A 19,929-nucleotide genomic window follows, 5' to 3' on the forward strand; every position below is an offset into this window, starting at 1 on the left:
ATTGATTCTCCTTTTTTATTATGATAGTTTAATAGAATTTATCGTACGAGGTAACCACCATCGACATTAAGTAACGTTCCATTTACATAGTTAGAAGCGTCAGATGCCAAGAAAACAACCGCTCCCATGAGATCCTGAATGTTCCCCCAACGATTTGCCGGAATGTGATCCAGTACGCGCTGATTGCTTTCAGGATTTTCTCGCGTGTTCTTTGTCACATCCGTTGCAAAGTACCCAGGCGCAATGCCATTCACTTGAATGTTATATTGAGCGAGTTCATCGCAATACGCTTTTGTAAATCCAGCCAAACCATGCTTTGTGGCTGCATAAGCTGGCGACCATTGTCCACCAAGATAAGAGAACAGTGAGCACGTATTAATAATTTTCCCACTTTGTTGTGGAATCATATGTTTTGCTGCTTCGTGTGACAGTTCAAACGGAGCATTTAAATTGACAGACACCATTTTATCCCACTGAAGTCTGGAGAACTTCGTAACATCTGGTTCATTGATGTTAATCCCGGCATTATTGACGAGAATATCAATCTTTCCAAAAACACTTAAACATTTATCAATAATATGCTTGCAGACGCCTTCTTCAGTTAAGTTTCCAAGCATTAAATGATATTGAACGCCCTCTGCTTCAATTAATTTCTTCGTTCTGTCGTCATCTTCTTCCATACTAACCGCAAAGATATTAGCTCCTGCCTTCGCTAACGCAAGCGCAAATCCTTGCCCTAGTCCTGAATTACCTCCAGTGATAATTGCAACTTTTCCTTTAAGATTAAAAAAATCCATATTAAAATCAGTGATCTTATTCATTTCCGGGTTCATACTCAATCTTGCCACCCTTCAGATTATTTTATCTTTTCTTCAACTAGGTTCATTCTAATCCTCCACAAAATGAAAATCAAGCGTTTTCAGAGAAATTTCTCTTTTTATTATAAATAAATTATAATAAAAGGAAAATTTTCTTTTCGTGCAAGTGGAATTCATTACCCACTCACCCCTTTTTTCATTAAAAACAAGAAAAAAGAGACAAACCTATTAAATCTCTAATAGGTTTATCTCTCACATTTAAACTATCTTTTTCTTATATCGTAGGTTTTTTTACTTACTCCCCATCATAATTACTTTCCGGAAGCGTATCCCAGAAAGTAGTGTCGGCTGAATCAATTGAATCATCTGCCAGGGCATTTAGACTCGCTTTCATTGCCGTAACCGCTTGTTGAATTAAATAACCATTACTCTTCTGCCCGAGAACATAATCATCGCGATAATGATCGGCCATACCACGCATCTCAAAAAGAAGTGTTGCAATGCCATATTCCATCGCTAGTCCGTTTCGACTAATTGTTGGCGCACTTCCTCCCGGATACTTCGACAGTAGGCCATATCCTTTTGCTTCAACCGCGTTATAAACAACGGATCCGAGTTCTTTAGACTGCTCCACCACTTCTGGATCAACGTCTCCGTTTGTAGGATAAAGAATAGAACCAGACACAAGCTCGCCCGTGTCGCCTAACGTTGTTTGTGTCCCCTGATGATGAAGGTCAATCATATAATCCGGCGAATATTTTTGTAGCACATTCTCGTGTAGCGCCTGTGTTTCAGGCTGCTCGCGATCCACATGATCACGGTTAAGATCAACTTCGTTTGCGTTATAGCGTGTATGCGTACCAGAAACATAGTCTTCTAATGAAAAATTCACATCGCCTTCTGCCCCATCGACATTAAGTCGCGGTGCAATCAGCACATTCACGTTCTCAAGGATATTCTGCACGTTGTTTCCATTCGACGATAAATACTTAATCATCTCAAGAGCGCCTTCCGTCGTTAACGTTTCATTGCCGTGCTGCTGTGTTAAGAATAGAATTGTTGGATTATCTGGGTTCATGGTACCAAACTTAGCAAGGTAAAGATCTCTCCCTTTAACCGACTGACCGTACACTTCAAGCTCCAACGCTTCAGAGCGCTTATCGACTTTTTCTAAAAAGCTCACCATTTCTTCATAAGAATGCAGTCGTTCATTTTTTATTGTTTCATTGCCACCATAGTTCGGTCCATTCGGTCCGTTATCTCCCGCTAAAGCCGTATTCCCTGTTAAAAAGGAACCAGACACAAGCATCGTTCCTGCTACTGTTAATGTAAGAATTTGTTTCTTCATATATATCCTCCTATAAATTATAATCGACTCATTTTGTTCCCGTTTACAAAGTTATGTATCAGTTGAAAACAACAAACTCGCTACACAATAAATTCATTTTCTTTCACTCTCATCAGATTCCTCCTCTGGATTAAAAAGTCTATAACTAAGGATTTCTAGTTTTTTCACCTACACTCCTTTGGATTACTTTTAAAACGAAACGTTTGAACTAGTAGATGTTTAGTGTAATAGGTCGTTTTACATAGAGATTAATGAATAATACGGTTTCTGTGAGACTTTACTCATCCATTCTCACCAAATATAAAACAAATTTTAATAATTGAAAGATAACTACTTCTTTTCATTAGGCTCAAAAGTTTACATAGTTCAAACTTCTCACCCACATCCATTGGTTAACTCACTAATATTCGGAATAATAAGAAGGTAATGGCTTGTAAATTTTCCGCTTACTCGAGATTTGATAAAATAAATTTCTTATTATATCGAGGATCTCCTTTTTGAAATGGATTAAAAGTTAGGCAAATTTAAAGCTATGGCATTAGAATCTCAGGTGTTCTTCGAGAAATTAACCAGGCAAACGCTCTTCCATCTTCATAAAGAAAAACTTTTTTTGAAATTCACAATGATTTTCCAGATCTCATTACTAGCATAGAGATCCACTTTGAATTATTGATTCTTATTCAGTCAAACCTTTGATTCAATTGAATAAAATAACCCCTGGACTGTGTTTTCCCACAGCTCAGGGGTTATAGAAGGTTTATAAAACCTCTTAATTCATGTATCCACTAAGTTTATTTATCAAATCTAACCTTCTTTAGGTACATAAAGTTTAATATCATCAATTACCGCAGATCCCTCATAGTAGTTGAGATGAGGAATCCCAAGTATAAAGTAATCAGGATAAGCTGAATCATCCGGCCATTGCTCTACTGAATAACTGCCATATGGACCAGTAAACGTCAATGAAGAATTATACTCACCATCATATTCTTCCGGTGAGTTATTATAGTGCCAAATTGGTCTATCATCTTCAACAAAATCTCTTTCATAGCGCAGTGTTTTGTACCCACTATACTTAAAGTTCCCTGTCATCTCCATTACATATCCAGTTTCATTCCGTTCAATGGCAAATTTATAGGATTCTTCTGGCATTAACTCAGGCTGTATTTCCGCATTCGATACGATCGAATAAGGAGAATCCTTGTCTGAGAAAGAACCACAATCTGTTTCAAACATAAAGGAGTTATAACCAATAGATGGATCACGGAACGTATCTCCAGCAAAGAAAATACTATTGATTGCATTATTGGAGCTCTCTTCACTAGTTTGGCTATATAAATCACCTGTATCTGAATTACAAACGCCATAACTGCTCGCCCATGAGCCACTCACGTTATAGGCATCCATACCGACTTTTCTATGATTATGAATAAACACATTGTTATGTGGAGCCGGGTTTGCATAATCCATGATTGAAAGGAAGTAGTAGCCATTTTCTTTCGTCACTTCTCCAAAATTCTGATTTTGATGAGAAGGTTCACCTGAAAAATCACCGCTACGCTTCCACGGGAAATTCGATTTTCGTTCATCTAATGTATAGCCATTATGCTTACCATCATAATCGAATGATCCGTCTCTTTTCCCTCCAAAATCAATACCTCTAAGGACATACTCAACTCGGTATTCGGATGGAAGCTCTTCAGTCGAACGAATAATTAATCCTGAATCAAAGCTTGTTGATAATTCAGCCGCATGCTTCCCTTTATCTAATTTCACATTTTTAAAGGAAGCTTCTGTATCTGGCGTTCCGTCTTTATTATAATCTCTTGTCGCAACTTCGGCCGTAAGCCAACCATCCTTACCAAAATCCACTCGTTTTCTTAGTAAGTTAAAACTACTAAGTTGCTCCTCGAAATTTTCTCCTCCCTTAATTTGATAAAATTCTCCATCATCGTCCAGATGATCCACGTTCCAAGGGCTTTGGTCACCATAATCATCGATAATCCATGGAGCCTCGTCAATCAACAAACTTCGATTAAAATTCTCGTGGTATTTCAACTTCCAATCTTTATGGAGATTAGCATTATCGCTTTGGGCCAGAGCCAAATCTCCTTGTCCTATAAATACGGCGAAACTTAACATGCATAACATACCAATTTTTATTGTTAAACCCTTCATTATCTTAGAATACCTCCTTGCTTGAATGTAATCACATACTTTCGGTCTTATTAATTGGCTCGACCGCTTTCTTCTTATAAAGTACACTGCAAATAATGAAAGCTAACACAGCCAAACCAAAGCCAACAAGTGGAATGTTTAAGACAAAAAAGAGTTTCATTAGCCCCATTACAATGATCACATCGGGTACTAACAGAGCTAGTCCTTCAACACCATAAACTTGTAATCCAAAGAGTGGATAGAACAAAGCGACTGGAACTGTTAAAATAATGCCATAGACAGCTCCAGAAATCATAGCTCCGCGTCTTCCCCCCAAAGCATTCCCAAATATTCCTGCCATCCCCCCTGTGAAAAAGCCTCCAATAATAGACGGTAATGGCACAATCGTACCGAATAGCGTAGAGAGAAGCATACCAACTACCATTCCAATAATAGAGAAAATAAACCCTAGCATAAGCGCATTAGGCGCGTATGGAAAGAATATCGGAACATCAAGCGCTGGCTTCGCCCCTGGCACAACCTTAAGGGCAATACCACGAAAGGCCGGGACGATTTCGCCTAGAAACATTCGTACCCCTTGAAGAAGAACGAGTACGCCAGCTGCAAATCCAAGAGAGTTCAATGTACTGAACACTAAATAATTTTGACCGTCTGAAAATGGTTCCACCACTTCCGGTCCAGCAAATAGTGCAGTAATAATATAAATTAAAAACATTATTAGTGAAATCGATACCGCTGTATCCTTAAAGAAATTCAACTTCTCGGGCATCTTCATCTCTTCACTATTTTTCTTTTTATCTCCGAATAGTTTACCAATCCAAGCAGAAAGAACTACTCCAGTAGTCGTTAAATGACCATAAGCGACCTTGTCGTTTCCTGTTATTTTTCTAACAACAGGCTGAGCTATTGCAGGTAGCAGTACTAATACCATACCGTGGATGATGGATCCAAAAATGATGCCGTTCGTCTCAGATACTCCTAAGTCGTGAAAAGCCCATGCAAGTGAACCGGCGAGAATCCACATCATATGACCTGTCAAAAAGATGTATTTAAATGGGGAGAGACGAGCTAAAAGAAGGTTGGTTATAAAACCAAACAGTAAGATGAAAGAAGTCATTCTACCAATTGCAGCTACTGAATCTACTAAAGCTGCAATAACGGCCTCATCTACTGGAACAACTCCTGTTAAATTGAAGGCTTCCTCAAACATCGTGGCAAAGGGGACAAGATTCGTGACAATTAAGGAGGAACCAGCACCTAATATTAATATCCCTAATATTGTTTTCGTTGTACCTTTAATAACTTCAGTAAATTCTTTTCTTTGAAGCAAGAGACCTAATAAAGCAACTAAGCCCAACGTAATCGCTGGAACCGTTAGTATCTCAGCAATGGCTTTTAACAATTTGCACACTCCCTTTCGTTGACGGCCTTAAATCATTACAAGTACACCTAGACATACGCCTAGATGCACTTATCATTCACTATTTATTCAAATATTGAAGTAATTTCTCTTTAATTTCGTCCGTATCTGTTAAATTATGAATATATATTTTGGGAACATCGACGCTTTCTAGTGCAGAGTCTAAGTCTGCAGAGGCCATAATTAAGTCTGCTGATCTCCCTTTGGCTGACCCTGCATCCAGCGCACTAACCTCAGCTTTAACCCCTTCTTCTGCTAGAATGTCATCCACCGTCATTTTCAACATTAAACTCGTACCAAATCCCATTCCGCATACAGTTAAAATTTCCATTTGATCTCCTCCATTATAAGCATGTTAGTCTATCACGATATTTTTGGATAAATTCTTTATTAATTTGATCACCTTTATCAAGGTTTGAGCTAACATAAATCGGTGGTTCAACTCCATCTTTTACTAAATCCTCAATCACCTGCACGATAATGGATTGTAAAATCGTAAACCCAATAATCGAAGAAGTTGAACCGAATTTAGATTCTAACCCTTCCGTTTCCATTATGGCGTCTCCGGGTTCACCATGATTGTCTAGAACAACATCTGCTTTATCGAATAATTTTTCTCCGCTATGATGCCTCGATTTCACTTCTTTAGAGAAATCAAGGGAAGTAAGGGCAATAACTTTCATACCTTTCTTTTTTGCTTCGATCGCCATTTCAATTGGAACTGCATTCCTTCCAGAAGTAGAAACAATGAGCATTACGTCCTGAGGATGGACATTTTCTTTGTCCAAAATCACTTTAGCAAGGCCCTCCTGTCGTTCTGAAAATGTACTAATCGGGGCAGATGGTTCAAGTGAGAGAGAAGGAGCTAAGACAGCATTTACTGGTACTAATCCTCCTGCCCGATAAAACAACTCCATCGCATACATTTGGGAATGTCCACATCCAAAGACATGAAGCACGCCATCTTCTTTAATCGATTCCTTAATTATTTGCACCGCTTGAATAATATTCTCTTCTTCTACCTCAGAAACCTGACGTAGCATTTTTTCGATATTGCCAAAAAATTGTTTGTACAACATGGTTATCCCTCCACTTTGGTTTGTATCATTGTTAGAACATGTTCAACATCGTTATCATTCCTAATTGAATCAAGGAGTTCTCCATCTTGCAGAACTTTCATTAATTCAGCCATTAATTGCAAATGAGAGTCATGATCGAGAGCGCCGAATGCAAAGATCAAATCTACAGGATCCTTGTCACCTGCTCCAAATTCAATAGGGTTCTCAAGAGTCATCATACTCAAGCAAATTTCTTTTACGTTTGATTCTGGACGAGCATGAAACAATGCAATCCCTGGTGCAATGACTATGTAGGGACCAAATTCATGAACAGATTGAACCATACTATCAATGTAACCTTTGTTAATAGAATCATTTTCAAGTAATAAATTCCCTGCTTTGTTTGCTGCCTCTTCCCAGTCGGCTACTTGTTCATTTAACCTAATCGTTGAAGTATTTAACATAGTCGTTATCATGATTCTCTTCTCTCCTATCCTTCTCAAATTTACTTAATAAACACCAACTAGTTATGTCGTCATAACCAGTTGATCTTTAAAAAACCCTTAGAAGCAAATATTTCCTCCTTATAGCTAAAAATAGTACCATACAGATTAATGAACCACGTAGTTTTCGTTACGTAATGTCACAGGAATTTTCATCAATTGTCTGATCCTAAGATTGATTGATGCTCACTATCCCGATTCAATTCATTAGATGTATTCTTTACACGAAGCAGCCGTTTCTTTTAAAACATCATTGAGAGCCATTATATTGCGCTTGCCTTCCGTCGCTAACCATTGTTCAGCTGTTTCTTGCCCTGACTGTTTATATTCATACGCAGAACCACTCCATGTTGCTCGTCCACAAAGAACGCCGTGAAACTCTGCACCTGAGTGTTTAGCAAATTTCAACGTTTCTTGAAAAAGTTCTGCACTAACACCTCCGCTTAAGAAAATAAAAGGAAGTGGAGTAGCGTAACTTTGCTCCCTAAAATATTCAGCCGCTTCTTCTTTCGAGTAAACTGCATCTTCTTTTGTATACCCTTCTACATAATTCATATTGACCGGGACCTCGACCTTCAAAACATCTGCACGAAAGCGTTCTTCAGAAAAATGTTTCATCGATGAGATAACTTTCCTAGGTCTTATTTCGGCATATTCTGGGCCCTTCATGTCATCAATTTTTTCGTCATAAGTAAGAATTTCAAGAAAAAATGGAATTTCCTCAGCAACACATTCAGAAGCAATTCTTTCAATAAAAACATCTTTCTTTTCATTAATTTCTGGAGCTCCATCAGCATCGTGGTAGAGCAAAACCTTAATGCCATCCGCACCTTTTTCTACTAGTCTTCTAACAGACCATTCAGGAAGTAAGCTTGGCATACGACCTGGTTCATCAGTATCATAGCCTGTTTTTTCATAAGCAACTAGAAGGCCACATTCTTCATTTTTCTTTTCAACTGCTGGCCATCCATACTCTGGATCTAATAGAATTGCTGATGCGTGTGGAGTCAATTGGTAAGAGACAAGCGATTTGTACGCTTCAATTTCCTCTTTAGCAGTATCTTCTCCCATCATGCGTTTCAAAGCCCCTCTTTGATCAATAGCCAGAGCACTAAAAAACCCATGATCGTTCATTAATCTATTGAGACGATTTTGTTTTACAACACTATTCAATGTCATTCCCCTTTCGATTCTCGAGAGTAAATAACTTTACCATTAACAGCAGTGCACTCTACTTCTAAATTTGAATTAAGTACGACATAGTCAGCTTTTTTTCCTTCCGCAATACTGCCAAACTTACTTTCCAAACCTAAACTTTTCGCCGGAGTTAAAGAAGCTAAATGCCAGATATCTGTTAATTCTTCTTTTGTCCACTCACACAAATTCTTAATGCCATCGATCAGTTCAAGAGTACTACCAGCGAGAGATCCTGTTTCAGTACGCGCGACTCCATCTGTTATTGCAACTGGAAACTCTCCTAATGTATATTCCCCATCAGGCATCCCACCTGCTCGCATGCAATCTGTAATAAGCATGAGACGATCTTGTTTTAATTGATAAGTTAACGCTGCAACTTCTGGGTGGACGTGTAACCCATCACAAATGATTTCAACAAATGAGTTTTTTGATCTTAGCGCAGAACCGACTGTACCTGGTTCTCTATGATGCATCCCTTTCATCCCATTGTATAAATGAACGAAATTATTTGCTCCATTCTCAATGGCCTCTTCACAACAAACGTAACCTGCATCAGTATGAGCAATACTCACTTGAACACCAGAGCGTTTGACGCTTCGGATAAACTCCTGCGTGCCTGTTCTTTCGGGTGCTAACGCAATCTTCCTAATCATTCCATCTGCAAGTTTCTGCCATTCGTTAAATTCTTCTAAAGAAGGGTCTTTGAAGTACTTTTCATTTTGTGCACCTTTATGGGTTTCCGTAAAATACGGTCCTTCTAGAAATATTCCTTCTGATTGAGCACCTGGTAATCCCTGTTGAACCATACTCTTCACTGCCATTATTGCCTTATTCAAATCTTCAGAAGAAGATGTCAGCGTAGTAGGTAGAAAACGGGTGACCCCCCGGGCAGCCAATGATAGAGAAATTTTCTCCAATGCTTCTTCAGTTCCATCCATAATGTCATAACCATCGATTCCATGGATATGGGTATCAAACAAACCTGGAGCAACTGAAAATCCAGACCAATCTACGACATTGTCTTCCGAAGACACCTCATGAACTATGGAAGAAAAGATTCCGTTTTCAATCAGTAAATATCCTTTATCAACTACTTTATTTTCAAGTAAAAAGTGATCTGCTTTAATGAAATAGCGCAATTTCATCACCTCCAATTCCTTACTTACTCATCCTCATACTTGTAAATGGTCACCCCTTGTACCACTCGGTTAATCGCACCTGTTGGACTAGGATTATCCGGAGTAATACCTAACTGAATTGATTTTTTCATCGCAAGCGTTTGAGCAAATAGAATGTACGTGAGAGCAGAAAGAAAATCACTTGCTTCTTTCCCTTCATTTTCTTGAAGGAAGAAAGCTAAATCGGCCAGTTCTTCTATCTCGTTATCAGCTTGAATTGATAAAGCAACAACCATAGAACAGGCTTTCTCCTCTTGAAGCTGGCGGATCATATCAAGATCGTATTTCCTTGTATACTCATCTTGTGAAACAAAAACAATAACTATGGAATTTTTATTCAATACTGATTTCGGCCCATGACGAAAACCTAGAGTAGATTCATGAAGAGCAATCACTCGCCCTCCAGTTAACTCAAGCATTTTTAGGGAGGCCTCCTGAGCCAACTTACCTAGAATACCTGAACCAAGGTATATGACACGTTCAAAGTGATTTCTAAGAATCGTGTTTACGACATTGTCTACTTGTTTAAGGAGCTTATCACCTGCTTCGATCAATCGACCTGTTTCAAGGTCCTTCCCTTGTTCTGGTATAAACAGTTCATAAGCTGCCAGCAGCATAGATGTAAAGCTACTTGTCATCGCTAACGATTTATCATTAGCTTTTTCTGGCATAAGCACAGTGAAACCTTTTTCATCATACTCGACATTTTTCGCAAGCTGACCATCCTGATTGCACGTAATCACTACTTGATAAAAGTCTTTTACTAATTGCTGACCTAATGACACAGCAGCTTTGCTTTCAGGACTATTCCCAGACCGTGCAAAAGAAACCATAACGGTTGTTGTTTCAGGAGATAAGAATTCACTCGGGTTCGAAACTATATCAGTCGTTGGTATGGCATTAAAAACCATATTCTTGTTGCTCCACTTATTGAGTACTGGAGCGACTGTTTCTGCCACATAGGCAGAAGTTCCTGCGCCCGTTAAAATAAAATCAATTCGTTTATGCTCCTTGTTAATTCCTTCCATAAAGTTACTGAAAGCAGGCTGGGTATCTTTCAAAGAAATGATCAGTTCTCTCCATACTTCGGGTTGATGATAAATTTCCGTAGCTGTATGTAAAGCCCCCTTTTCATAAACATCATCTTTAGATAGATTGAACATTTTCCTTACCTCCAAATTTGGTAATGTCGTCATAACCAGTTTGAGTAAAAAGTATAATGAACGTTAGCTCAATTACACCTGTGATGACCAATTACGCAATTTACATTCAATTACTATAATTGGGCATCACACGGGAACCCTTCATTAGCGTAAGGGAAAGAGCTATCAGTGGAGATCGTTTCATGTTAACTCAATCGTATATTCAAATTTGTCTCCTCTAGCAACAGTGACGGTGTACTCTACAATTTCTTCATTGGAATAAGCAAACCTCTTTATCAACATAGCAGTTTGCTGGGTAGTTGTTTGTAGACTTTCTGCCTCATCTTCTCTTATCAAAGTTGGAGAAAAACTTTCAACCGCTTTATTTACTAATACACCATAATCATTGTAGAACACTTCATACATTGGTAAAGTATCCAGGGTTTCTTGAGTTAGCCCAGGGAATTTCGATACCGGCATATACGAAGTTTCATACATCAAGGGTTCTTCATCAGCTAATCGAAGTCGAACAACTTTATAAACTTCTTCATCTTTTTCTAACCCTATCTTATTTCCAATATCGCCTTCTATTTTCATTATCTCAAATGATAGAACCTTGCTTGTTGGGATTTTGCCTATCTTTCTCATTTCTTCTGTAAAACTATATAATTTCACCAAGTTTTGACTATAAGATTTAGGAGCTACAAAAGTACCTTTTCCATGCTGCTTATAAATAAAGCCCTCACTCTCAAGCTCTTGCATCGCTTGTCTCACAGTAATACGACTCATTCCATACATTTCACAAAGTTCCCTTTCAGATGGCAACTTTTCTTGTTCTCGATACTTTTGAAGTTCAATTTTCTTTATAATGTCATCCATTAGCTGTAAATATAAAGGAATTCTCTTTTGCCTATTCACATTTTATCTCCTATTTTGAATTTTAGGTAAGTGGTTATTACCAGTTAAGTTTATTCTAACCTTTTTATACATAAAGGTAAAGGAATAATTTTAAACACCGGTTCGCTATTCTTAAGCAAAACCGTCATATAGCTATGTTGAAAATCAGAATTCAGTAAAATATATGTATGGAAGAAATCATCTTCTATTAGTTTCTATTACCTTAACCCACTGGACTTATTCTAAAGAAAAACATATTCAATGATGATATCGCGCGATTTAACCTTTCCTACTGTTTCATCTCCTCAACCAAACATGTGCAAGCGGTTGCGTAAACGGTGTCATATAGTATATACTATTCAAACGAAACATTATTTGGTATTCTTTCAGATTTTCGAAAGTCTTACATATCTTTTATATAGCACATAAAGGGGCTAGTTTAAGAGTCAACTGTTATTGTTGAACGCTCTAATCGCTTCTTTAATAGAATGCTGATCGCCATGCGGTAACAGCTTTTATTTTCTCATCAATGTGCAAGCGATTGCACATTGATGAGAAAACCTAATCATTAATTTCTGGAGGGAATTATGCTTAAAGAACGAGTTGCCACAACGAATGAAAAACGATATCAAAAAGAATTACCCGCTCTACCTCTCACAACAATCTGGTTAATTAGCTTCGGATTTTTAGGGGTTCAGATGGCCTTTTCATTACAAAGCGCGAATATGGGACGCATTTTCCAAACCTTAGGAGCAGATCCTCATAATCTCGGTTTATTCTTTATCCTACCGCCGCTCGCTGGATTAGTTGTTCAACCTTTAGTTGGATATTTTTCCGATAGGACCTGGATTCCAGGGCTTGGCCGACGAATTCCTTATCTACTCGTTGGAGCTGTAGTTGCTGTCATTGTCATGTGTCTCTTGCCCAATTCGGGTAGTTTCGGGTTTACTGCAGTCACAGCTATGACGTTTGGAGCCATCGCCATTCTATTTATGGATGTTTCATCAAACATGGCGATGCAGCCATTTAAGATGATGGTTGGGGACATGGTGAACAAAGAACAAAAAGGATTTGCGTATTCGATCCAAAGCTTTTTATCAAATAGTGGTGCTGTGTTAGCTAGTATTTTCCCGTTTCTATTAACGATTATCGGCGTTTCAAACAGCGCCCCAAAAGGCGTTGTACCACAATCTGTAGTCCTTTCATTTTATGTTGGTGCAGGAGTTCTCATCATCTGTAGTCTGATAACGGTATGGAAAGTAAAAGAGTATACTCCAGATGAGTACGCAGTTTATCACGGCATTTCGAAAAAATCGACGAAAGAAAAGGTAAACATTTTCAAATTACTTGGAAGCGCTCCAAAAGTGTTTTGGACCGTTACACTCGTTCAATTATTCTGCTGGATGGGTTTTCAATACTTGTGGACGTATGGCACCGGTGCCATTGCGTTAAATGTTTGGAATACGAGCGACCCTTCTAGCGCAGCTTATCAAGATGCCGGGAACTGGTTTGGGATTTTAACAGCCGTTCAGTCGATTGGCGCCGTACTCTGGTCTCTCGCGTTATCCAGAATTCCAAACAACTCACGAAAATCTTATTACTCCATGAGCTTATTGTTAGGTGGAATCGGATTTGGATCTGTCTTCTTCGTGCACAATCAGTGGGCACTCGTTATTTCCTTTACGTTAATCGGAATCGCTTGGGCCGCAATGATGACCTTCCCATTCACGATCTTAACGAACGCGTTGAAAGGGAAGAACATGGGTACATATCTTGGGTTATTTAACGGTAGCATTTGTTTACCGCAAATCATTGCTTCATGCTTAAGCTTTGTGCTGTTCCCGCTGATCGGATCTTCTATGCCGTTTATGATCTTGCTTTCAGGTGTGTTACTTGTGGTTGGGGCGTTGTCTGTACCGGTTATTAAGGAGACTTATGCGGAGTAGATGAATATTGCATAATAAATGAGCCACTTATGCGCAAAATTAAACCACCAATTGCGGAAGATTGAGCCACCGTATGCGTAATATAGAGCCAAAAACATATTTTCACGATAAATACCTCCGGTATACTTAAGTAACATGCTTAAAAAGCATGACACTTGTGTAGAAGGAGGATTTTTTTATGGTTAATTATCGGAAGATTCTGGGGATGGAGTTCGATGGTATAAGCCAGAGGACGATCAGTTCCAGCACCGGCCACTCGCGAAATACTATTGCTGAAGTTATCCAGCGGGCTAAAGAAAGAGGGTTAAGGGAGTTAGAGGATTCCATGAATAATCAGTGGCTTGGGACTTACTTGTTCCCTGAGAAACAAGCTATTGAAAAGGGATACTGCCCCGTTGATTTTGAGTGGGTTCACAAAGAACTTCAAAAGAAAAATGTCACCCTGACGCTTCTGCATAACGAATATGCCAGTACAGCTAGAGAAGATGGAAAAGTCCCTTATGCCTATCGAACATTCGCTAAAAAATATGGGAACTTCGCAAAGAAGCATAAGCTAACCATGCCAATCAGAAGAAAGCCAGGCGAGATCTTAGAGGTGGACTGGGCAGGAACGACGCTTAAGATCATAGATAATTCGACCGGCGAGTTTATACCAGCGTATGTATTCATTGCAACCCTTCCCTATAGTCAGTTGAGTTATGTAGAGGCATTTCTTGATATGAAATCAACTTCCTGGCTGCGTGCACATATTCATGCATTCGAATATTTTGGAGGCGTTACCGAGGCTTTGGTACCTGATAATTTGAAGACGGGCGTGACTAAGCCCCATCGGGGCGATCCAATGATCAATGAAGCTTACCGGGAATTAGCCGATTACTACCGGGCGGTTGTGGTGTCCAGTCGCGTCAGAAAGCCGAAAGACAAAGCGAGTGTAGAAGGAACTGTCGGATACATATCAAGGCAGATCATTGCATCACTACGAAACTATCAGTGTTTTCATCTAGAGGATTTAAATGCACGAATCTTTGAAAAGCTGGAAGAAATCAATACGATGAATTTCCAAAAGCGCGAGGGTTCTAGGTCCAAAGTGTTTGAAGAAGAGGAGAAGAGCCACCTTCATCCTCTACCTCCAACACGGTTCAAGATGACGGAATGGACGACTGCCAAAGTTCAACCGAACTACCACGTTCAAGTGGACTATAAGTTCTATTCCGCCCCCTATGAATACGTCCGCGAGGATGTCTATGTCCGAATCACTGCGGATGTAATTGAATTGTACTTTAAAGATGTGCGGATTGCATCCCATCCACGTAAACAAAAAACAGAAGATTCATATGCCACAAATCCGGATCACATGCCAGACCACCATCGGCTTTATCTCGATCACAATCCAGAAAACAACCGGAAATGGGCAAGGACTGTCGGACCGAATACGGAACGACTAGTTGAAAATATCTTGAAAACAAATGTCGAAAAGAAAGCTTTGAATATATTGAACGGGTTGAGAAGTACAGCCTCTAAAAGAACGGAATCTGAGCTTGAGGAAGCGACCAAGACCTTACTGGAGATATCCTCCCATCCCACTGTTGCCGTTCTTAAAAGTATCTTGGAGAGGCAGAAGAAAAAGCAAGTGAACAAACAGCTAGTTGGAGAACCGCAAACAGAGGACTATGGTTTTACCAGAGGCGCTAACTATTTTGGGAGGGATAAAAAATGATTAACCAAGAAACCTTACGAAAGTTAATGGACATGAAGATGAGTGGAATGGCGGAGTTATATCAACTACAGAATGAAAATAAAGACTTCCAAGGCATGGATTTTGATGATCGTTTTAACTTATTGGTGGATACAGAATATGATCGCAGAAGATCGAATAAGCTGGACCGATTGATTAAACAAGCAACATTTGATGACTCGAGCGCAGCCGTTGAACTGATCGAATATCACGCTGACCGTAAGTTGGATAAGCAGTTAATTTTAGAGCTGGCGTCCGGCACCTATCTTCAGAAGCATCATAATATTATACTTATGGGCGCTTCAGGCAATGGAAAGACATGGATATCAAATGCTTTCGGCATTCAGGCCTGCCGGCAGTTCTACAAGGTGAAATATATCCGATTGCCCGAATTATTGGATGAACTCGCAGTTGCCAAACATGAGGCAGATGGAAGTTTTCGCAAACTGATTAAAAAGTACAGATCGATTGATTTATTGATATTGGATGAATGGCTCCTGAGTGAGCTGTCTCAAGATCAAGTACTCCACGTTTTAGAAATTATCGACGCGAGGCTCAAGCGGACTTCTACCATCTTTTGTTCCCAGTTCTCACCCGAAGGGTGGCATTCCAAACTCGGACAAGCCCAGGTAGCTGATGCGATTCTTGACCGGATTGTCCATGACTCTTATAAAATAATAATCGATGGCCACATACCAATGCGTGAAAGGCATAGTTTAGTCGCTCCTCGTTGACCATATTAAAGAAGAGAGTCACTAGTGAAATTTACCCGGTGGCTCTCTTCTATGCATTCACTGGCTCCATTCTCCGCAATTGATGGCTCAAAACTTCGCACAAGTGGCTTTTTCGTTCCGCAATACTCAGAGTAGGAAAGCTTAAGTTTAAAGTAGTAAGAGTATTATTATCTACCATTTCATAACAAGCAAAAGTCAGGTGAGCTAATTAGTAAAAAGATTAGCTTACCTGGCTTCTTTTTATCAAAAATTTCACTTTGATTTAACTATTTGTTTGGACTACCAACCATCTATGTAGGCTCGGTTTGAAGTGTGTATCTGTATTCGGAATAAAAATATGATTTACTTTCCCATACAAATTACACTTTTAAATAAATACGGTAAAGTAAATATGTAAAAATTGTGTGATTAACCCGTCCGTTCTATAAAAAGAACAAAAAATGGTATATAATTCAATTATAGACATATACAATAAGGAGCTGATATCTCTTTGAAGTTCTTAAAAACAAACAATAAATATTTAGTAGTAATGCTAATTTTATTAATAACCGTTGTCAGTATAATCGCATTTACAAAATTCAATAATACAACAACTACTAACTTCAAAAGCTCGAATTACGTTAAAGTGGAAGAATTTGGAGCAAAGGGAGATGGAAAATCCGATGATACGAAAGCGATTCAAAATGCGATTAATAAAACTGCAAATATGAATGTCTCCGAAGTTATATTACAAGATAACAAATCATACATCATCTCCTCTACGATTTTAATTAAAGAAGGAGTTAAATTTACTCTTGGATATAATACGCGTTTACAGATAAATGGGGATTTTGATGCGATTGAATTAGAAAAGAATGCTTCCATAAGTGGAGGCATTCTTGAGATTATTAGCTCAAATTTTGATTCTAGTGTACTGTCTTTAGATGGAAAACATCAGTTTTATGGAATATGGGAAACGACTGAGATTTACGATCTAAAGATTTTAAACTCTTCTGGTGAAATCAAAGGTACAGCACTCTTTTTGACTGCTAGTGGACCTTCCCATTATATATCATTTGTTAATTTTAAAAATATTACTATATCAGGGTTTACAACAGGGGTAAAGCTCCAAACTAAAGATCCAGGAAATGGCGATTATAGTTGGATTAATGGCAACCGATTTGAAAACTTTACCTTAGAAGAATGTGAAAATTTCATTGTGTTTGAAGGCGGGATAACGGTTCCAAATGAATCAAGTGGGAATATGTTTACGAACCTTCAGATTCAGCTAAGCGGAAAAACGAACGAAGTATTGAATATTGATGGTTCAGAAAACAAATTCGACGGAGTTATATGGGATGTACAAACATTAGCTCACAGCAATCCAATTATAAAACTAACTCCTAAAACAAATCATAATACGATTAACTTTAATATAAATTCACAATTAATTCAGAATGAAGGTAAAGCGAACGAGTTCTCCCTCATAGATTAATAAAAAAGTTAAGAAGGATAATATCCTTCTTAACTTTTTTCATAATTTAGCATGCTTTCGATAAGCATTAATTGAATAATGTGAGAAGTACCACACGGTTTTAATGACGCTGATTTTTTGAGTTCTCCGATAAGTATTCCAAGTTTTCTTAGCTGACTTAAGCTTATTTCCTGAATCAGATTGTTTTGACTTTCTATAATAAGCTAACTCTTCATTAAGACGATGTGCATTATGACCTTTCTTTAAGAGGACGAGCCATAAAGCAAAATCTTCTGTGCAATTAAGATTCCCAACCATTTTTATTGGACCAATCTTTTCTATATTTAACATAACTGTAAGAGTTCCAATTATAGTATTTTTAAGTAGATAATAATAATCTAACGATTTGGGACCGATAACAACTTTATTTGTTCTTTCACCCGTTTCTTTTATAATTCTATAGTTCGTAAAAGAGAACGACAAATCATTTTCTTCCATGAATTTCACTTGCTTATAGAGCTTTTCAGGATGCCATAAATCATCACTATCCAGAAACGCAATATATTTTCCTTTTGCTTTTTCAATCGCCATATTTCTTGCTTCGGCAGCTCCGGAATTTGATTTCATTTTTATTAGTTTTATTCTTGGTTCATGAGCCAGTTCATCTACTATAATATTGGTTGAATTATCTTTAGAGCAATCATCAACAATAATAAGCTCCCAATTTTCATAGGTTTGGGATATCACAGAATCAATCGTTTCTTTTATTGTAAATGCTGAATTATAACATGGTGTGACAATGGAAACTAATGGACTATCATTTTTGTTTTTTTTATCCATATTATTCTTCCTTTCCTCACTTTTTTAACGAGTTTGGGTGATCGCTTCCACGTCTTTCTGATCTAAAACATTTTTAAGTTTATCTTCTAAATCTTTATCTAATTTTTTTATGCCATCAGCCTGATTTCGTTGTAGCATTACAGATAAAGTTTGAATTAAAATTTTCAAATCTAATGGGAGTGAGTAGTTTTTAATATAAAAAACATCATACCTAAGTTTATCTTCTACTGAAGTAGTATAATTTGATAATGTTTGTGCTAGCCCAGTAAGACCAGGCTTTACAGACATCCGATAGGAGTAATTTGGTATATCCCTTCTAAATTGATTAATAAAGAATGCCCTTTCAGGTCTAGGTCCAACTAGACTCATATCACCTTTTATTATATTAAATAGTTGGGGAAGTTCATCCATCCGAGTAGCTCTTATCCACCTACCGACTCTGGTTATTCTCGGGTCATTATCAATAGCTAGCGCTGGCCCTGTTAATCTCTCAGCTTCTTCTACCATGCTCCTGAATTTGTAAATATGATATGGCTTTTCATTTTCACCTAATCGTTCTTGTTTATATAAGGCTGGTCCTTTAGATGATAAAGGAATAATAATAAATAAAACGAGAAATATGGGTGAACAAAGTACTATAATGAAAGAACTGATTAAAAGGTCAAAAGTTCTTTTCAAATGCCTTTGGATGGAAGTGATTTCAACTGGTTTAATCGATAATACAAATGTATCGTCAATTTGCTGAGGACTGGATTCTAATATAAATAAATCTGTTAATTCAGGTATAACCATAACTTCTATTCCTCTACTTGAACATTGAGAAATAATTTCACTTTTTTCAGTATAAGAAAGTGAAGGACATAACAAGACTATATCAGTATCTTGAATGTTCTCTATTAAATTGATCTCATTATACACTGGGATGAAATTTTGTATAATAAACCAACCTTTATTATGGTTAAGAACCTTATAAACTAACTCACCATCATGTTTACTACCAGAGCCTATTATCAACATATTTTTTTGTCCCTTGTAATGCTTTAAGACAGACCAATAAAGAACACGAGAGCTAATGATCAAGATTAGTTGAAAAATCAATGTAAGATAGACTGCTATACTAGGAATGTTTTGTATTGGTAATAAATAAAAAGCAAATAGTGTAAGAGTTGATGAAAGTAATAAAGATAGAATAATATTAATCATAAACTTACTAATACTCCTCCTAATCCAATCAGCATACAAATCTAGAAAATAAAAAAATACAATTGTTACCAACAAAGTAGAAATTGGTACTATGAATGTTATCTCTCCAAGAGATATCCACATAGTTAAAGAATTAAAATAAAGTAAATTAGCTATCATTATGCCTGCTAGTAATAGAAGCACATCAGAAGTTAGAAGAAGTATTTTGTTTAATCTGTCTGAAAGATTGTTCTTCCTCATAGTGCTATTCCTCCTTCTATATGTTTGATCTAAATTAAG

17 protein-coding genes are annotated in these 19,929 nt (G+C 37.8%); 4 read left to right on the forward strand and 13 right to left on the reverse strand.

The annotated features are described in order from the left end of the window. Nucleotides 1-38: 38 nt before the first annotated feature. The 11 genes from AC0VYO_RS19785 to AC0VYO_RS19835 all read right to left on the reverse strand — a co-directional run bounded on the left by AC0VYO_RS19785 (nucleotide 39) and on the right by AC0VYO_RS19835 (nucleotide 11,760). Nucleotides 39-821: an SDR family oxidoreductase gene (locus tag AC0VYO_RS19785; RefSeq protein WP_475368082.1), complete on the reverse strand. Its 783-nt coding sequence runs from the start codon at nucleotides 819-821 to the stop codon at nucleotides 39-41. A gap of 292 nt (nucleotides 822-1,113) precedes the next feature. Next, on the reverse strand, nucleotides 1,114-2,166 hold the full coding sequence (locus tag AC0VYO_RS19790) for a M14 family metallopeptidase (protein WP_475368083.1): 1,053 nt from the start codon (nucleotides 2,164-2,166) through the stop codon (nucleotides 1,114-1,116). A gap of 804 nt (nucleotides 2,167-2,970) precedes the next feature. Further along, the gene (locus AC0VYO_RS19795; protein WP_475368084.1) at nucleotides 2,971-4,344 is read right to left on the reverse strand and encodes a hypothetical protein; all 1,374 of its coding nucleotides are present in this window, start codon (nucleotides 4,342-4,344) and stop codon (nucleotides 2,971-2,973) included. Nucleotides 4,345-4,375: 31 nt separating this feature from the next. After that, on the reverse strand, nucleotides 4,376-5,746 hold the full coding sequence (locus AC0VYO_RS19800; RefSeq protein ID WP_475368085.1) for a PTS ascorbate transporter subunit IIC: 1,371 nt from the start codon (nucleotides 5,744-5,746) through the stop codon (nucleotides 4,376-4,378). A gap of 79 nt (nucleotides 5,747-5,825) precedes the next feature. Next, nucleotides 5,826-6,095 carry a PTS sugar transporter subunit IIB gene (locus AC0VYO_RS19805; protein WP_303535063.1) on the reverse strand — a complete coding sequence of 90 codons (270 nt, stop codon included), beginning with the start codon at nucleotides 6,093-6,095 and terminating at the stop codon, nucleotides 5,826-5,828. A gap of 13 nt (nucleotides 6,096-6,108) precedes the next feature. Continuing rightward, nucleotides 6,109-6,843 carry an SIS domain-containing protein gene (locus AC0VYO_RS19810; RefSeq protein ID WP_371017723.1) on the reverse strand — a complete coding sequence of 245 codons (735 nt, stop codon included), beginning with the start codon at nucleotides 6,841-6,843 and terminating at the stop codon, nucleotides 6,109-6,111. Nucleotides 6,844-6,845: 2 nt separating this feature from the next. Further along, complete coding sequence (locus AC0VYO_RS19815; RefSeq protein WP_371017724.1) at nucleotides 6,846-7,298, reverse strand: PTS sugar transporter subunit IIA; 453 nt, start codon at nucleotides 7,296-7,298, stop codon at nucleotides 6,846-6,848. 234 nt (nucleotides 7,299-7,532) lie between these two features. Next, nucleotides 7,533-8,504 carry a tagatose 1,6-diphosphate aldolase gene (locus AC0VYO_RS19820; protein ID WP_475368086.1) on the reverse strand — a complete coding sequence of 324 codons (972 nt, stop codon included), beginning with the start codon at nucleotides 8,502-8,504 and terminating at the stop codon, nucleotides 7,533-7,535. Further along, entirely contained in the window at nucleotides 8,501-9,667 is a 1,167-nt protein-coding gene (nagA, locus tag AC0VYO_RS19825) for an N-acetylglucosamine-6-phosphate deacetylase (protein WP_475369079.1), read from the reverse strand. The genes AC0VYO_RS19820 and nagA overlap by 4 nt, the downstream gene beginning before the upstream one ends. A 17-nt stretch (nucleotides 9,668-9,684) precedes the next feature. Next, nucleotides 9,685-10,863: an SIS domain-containing protein gene (locus AC0VYO_RS19830; RefSeq protein ID WP_475368087.1), complete on the reverse strand. Its 1,179-nt coding sequence runs from the start codon at nucleotides 10,861-10,863 to the stop codon at nucleotides 9,685-9,687. Between the two features lie 180 nt (nucleotides 10,864-11,043). Further along, nucleotides 11,044-11,760, reverse strand: coding sequence for a GntR family transcriptional regulator (locus AC0VYO_RS19835; protein WP_371017728.1), 717 nt, complete (start codon nucleotides 11,758-11,760; stop codon nucleotides 11,044-11,046). Nucleotides 11,761-12,326: 566 nt separating this feature from the next. Here AC0VYO_RS19835 and AC0VYO_RS19840 point away from each other — a divergent pair. The 4 genes from AC0VYO_RS19840 (at nucleotide 12,327) to AC0VYO_RS19855 (ending at nucleotide 17,628) form a co-directional block, all read left to right on the forward strand. Continuing rightward, nucleotides 12,327-13,685 (forward strand): SLC45 family MFS transporter, encoded by a 1,359-nt coding sequence (locus AC0VYO_RS19840; protein WP_475368088.1) that lies wholly within the window; start codon nucleotides 12,327-12,329, stop codon nucleotides 13,683-13,685. A 178-nt stretch (nucleotides 13,686-13,863) separates the two neighbouring features. Then, on the forward strand, nucleotides 13,864-15,402 hold the full coding sequence (gene istA, locus AC0VYO_RS19845; protein ID WP_475368089.1) for an IS21 family transposase: 1,539 nt from the start codon (nucleotides 13,864-13,866) through the stop codon (nucleotides 15,400-15,402). Beyond that, nucleotides 15,399-16,154 carry an IS21-like element helper ATPase IstB gene (gene istB, locus AC0VYO_RS19850; protein WP_475368090.1) on the forward strand — a complete coding sequence of 252 codons (756 nt, stop codon included), beginning with the start codon at nucleotides 15,399-15,401 and terminating at the stop codon, nucleotides 16,152-16,154. Before istA ends, istB begins: the two co-directional genes overlap by 4 nt. A gap of 490 nt (nucleotides 16,155-16,644) precedes the next feature. Further along, entirely contained in the window at nucleotides 16,645-17,628 is a 984-nt protein-coding gene (locus AC0VYO_RS19855) for a glycosyl hydrolase family 28-related protein (RefSeq protein WP_475368091.1), read from the forward strand. 39 nt (nucleotides 17,629-17,667) lie between these two features. On the opposite strand, the gene AC0VYO_RS19860 is transcribed toward AC0VYO_RS19855, so the two are convergent. Both AC0VYO_RS19860 and AC0VYO_RS19865 read right to left on the reverse strand, forming a co-directional pair. Further along, the gene (locus tag AC0VYO_RS19860) at nucleotides 17,668-18,447 is read right to left on the reverse strand and encodes a glycosyltransferase family 2 protein (protein WP_475368092.1); all 780 of its coding nucleotides are present in this window, start codon (nucleotides 18,445-18,447) and stop codon (nucleotides 17,668-17,670) included. 24 nt (nucleotides 18,448-18,471) lie between these two features. Further along, the gene (locus tag AC0VYO_RS19865) at nucleotides 18,472-19,890 is read right to left on the reverse strand and encodes a sugar transferase (protein WP_475368093.1); all 1,419 of its coding nucleotides are present in this window, start codon (nucleotides 19,888-19,890) and stop codon (nucleotides 18,472-18,474) included. Nucleotides 19,891-19,929: the final 39 nt, after the last annotated feature.

The sequence above is a fragment of the Anaerobacillus sp. 63XJN7_4_ISO-PGPR-S23-413 genome (assembly GCF_056173725.1).

Coding starts and splice junctions, on each gene's coding strand:
- AC0VYO_RS19795 (WP_475368084.1), bottom strand. CDS start 4,344: ATGAAGGGTTTAACAATAAAAATTGGTATGTTATGCATGTTAAGTTTC.
- AC0VYO_RS19820 (WP_475368086.1), bottom strand. CDS start 8,504: ATGACATTGAATAGTGTTGTAAAACAAAATCGTCTCAATAGATTAATG.
- AC0VYO_RS19865 (WP_475368093.1), bottom strand. CDS start 19,890: ATGAGGAAGAACAATCTTTCAGACAGATTAAACAAAATACTTCTTCTA.
- AC0VYO_RS19840 (WP_475368088.1), top strand. CDS start 12,327: ATGCTTAAAGAACGAGTTGCCACAACGAATGAAAAACGATATCAAAAA.
- AC0VYO_RS19815 (WP_371017724.1), bottom strand. CDS start 7,298: ATGATAACGACTATGTTAAATACTTCAACGATTAGGTTAAATGAACAA.
- AC0VYO_RS19805 (WP_303535063.1), bottom strand. CDS start 6,095: ATGGAAATTTTAACTGTATGCGGAATGGGATTTGGTACGAGTTTAATG.
- AC0VYO_RS19810 (WP_371017723.1), bottom strand. CDS start 6,843: ATGTTGTACAAACAATTTTTTGGCAATATCGAAAAAATGCTACGTCAG.
- istB (WP_475368090.1), top strand. CDS start 15,399: ATGATTAACCAAGAAACCTTACGAAAGTTAATGGACATGAAGATGAGT.
- AC0VYO_RS19790 (WP_475368083.1), bottom strand. CDS start 2,166: ATGAAGAAACAAATTCTTACATTAACAGTAGCAGGAACGATGCTTGTG.
- nagA (WP_475369079.1), bottom strand. CDS start 9,667: ATGAAATTGCGCTATTTCATTAAAGCAGATCACTTTTTACTTGAAAAT.
- AC0VYO_RS19785 (WP_475368082.1), bottom strand. CDS start 821: ATGAATAAGATCACTGATTTTAATATGGATTTTTTTAATCTTAAAGGA.
- AC0VYO_RS19830 (WP_475368087.1), bottom strand. CDS start 10,863: ATGTTCAATCTATCTAAAGATGATGTTTATGAAAAGGGGGCTTTACAT.
- AC0VYO_RS19860 (WP_475368092.1), bottom strand. CDS start 18,447: ATGGATAAAAAAAACAAAAATGATAGTCCATTAGTTTCCATTGTCACA.
- istA (WP_475368089.1), top strand. CDS start 13,864: ATGGTTAATTATCGGAAGATTCTGGGGATGGAGTTCGATGGTATAAGC.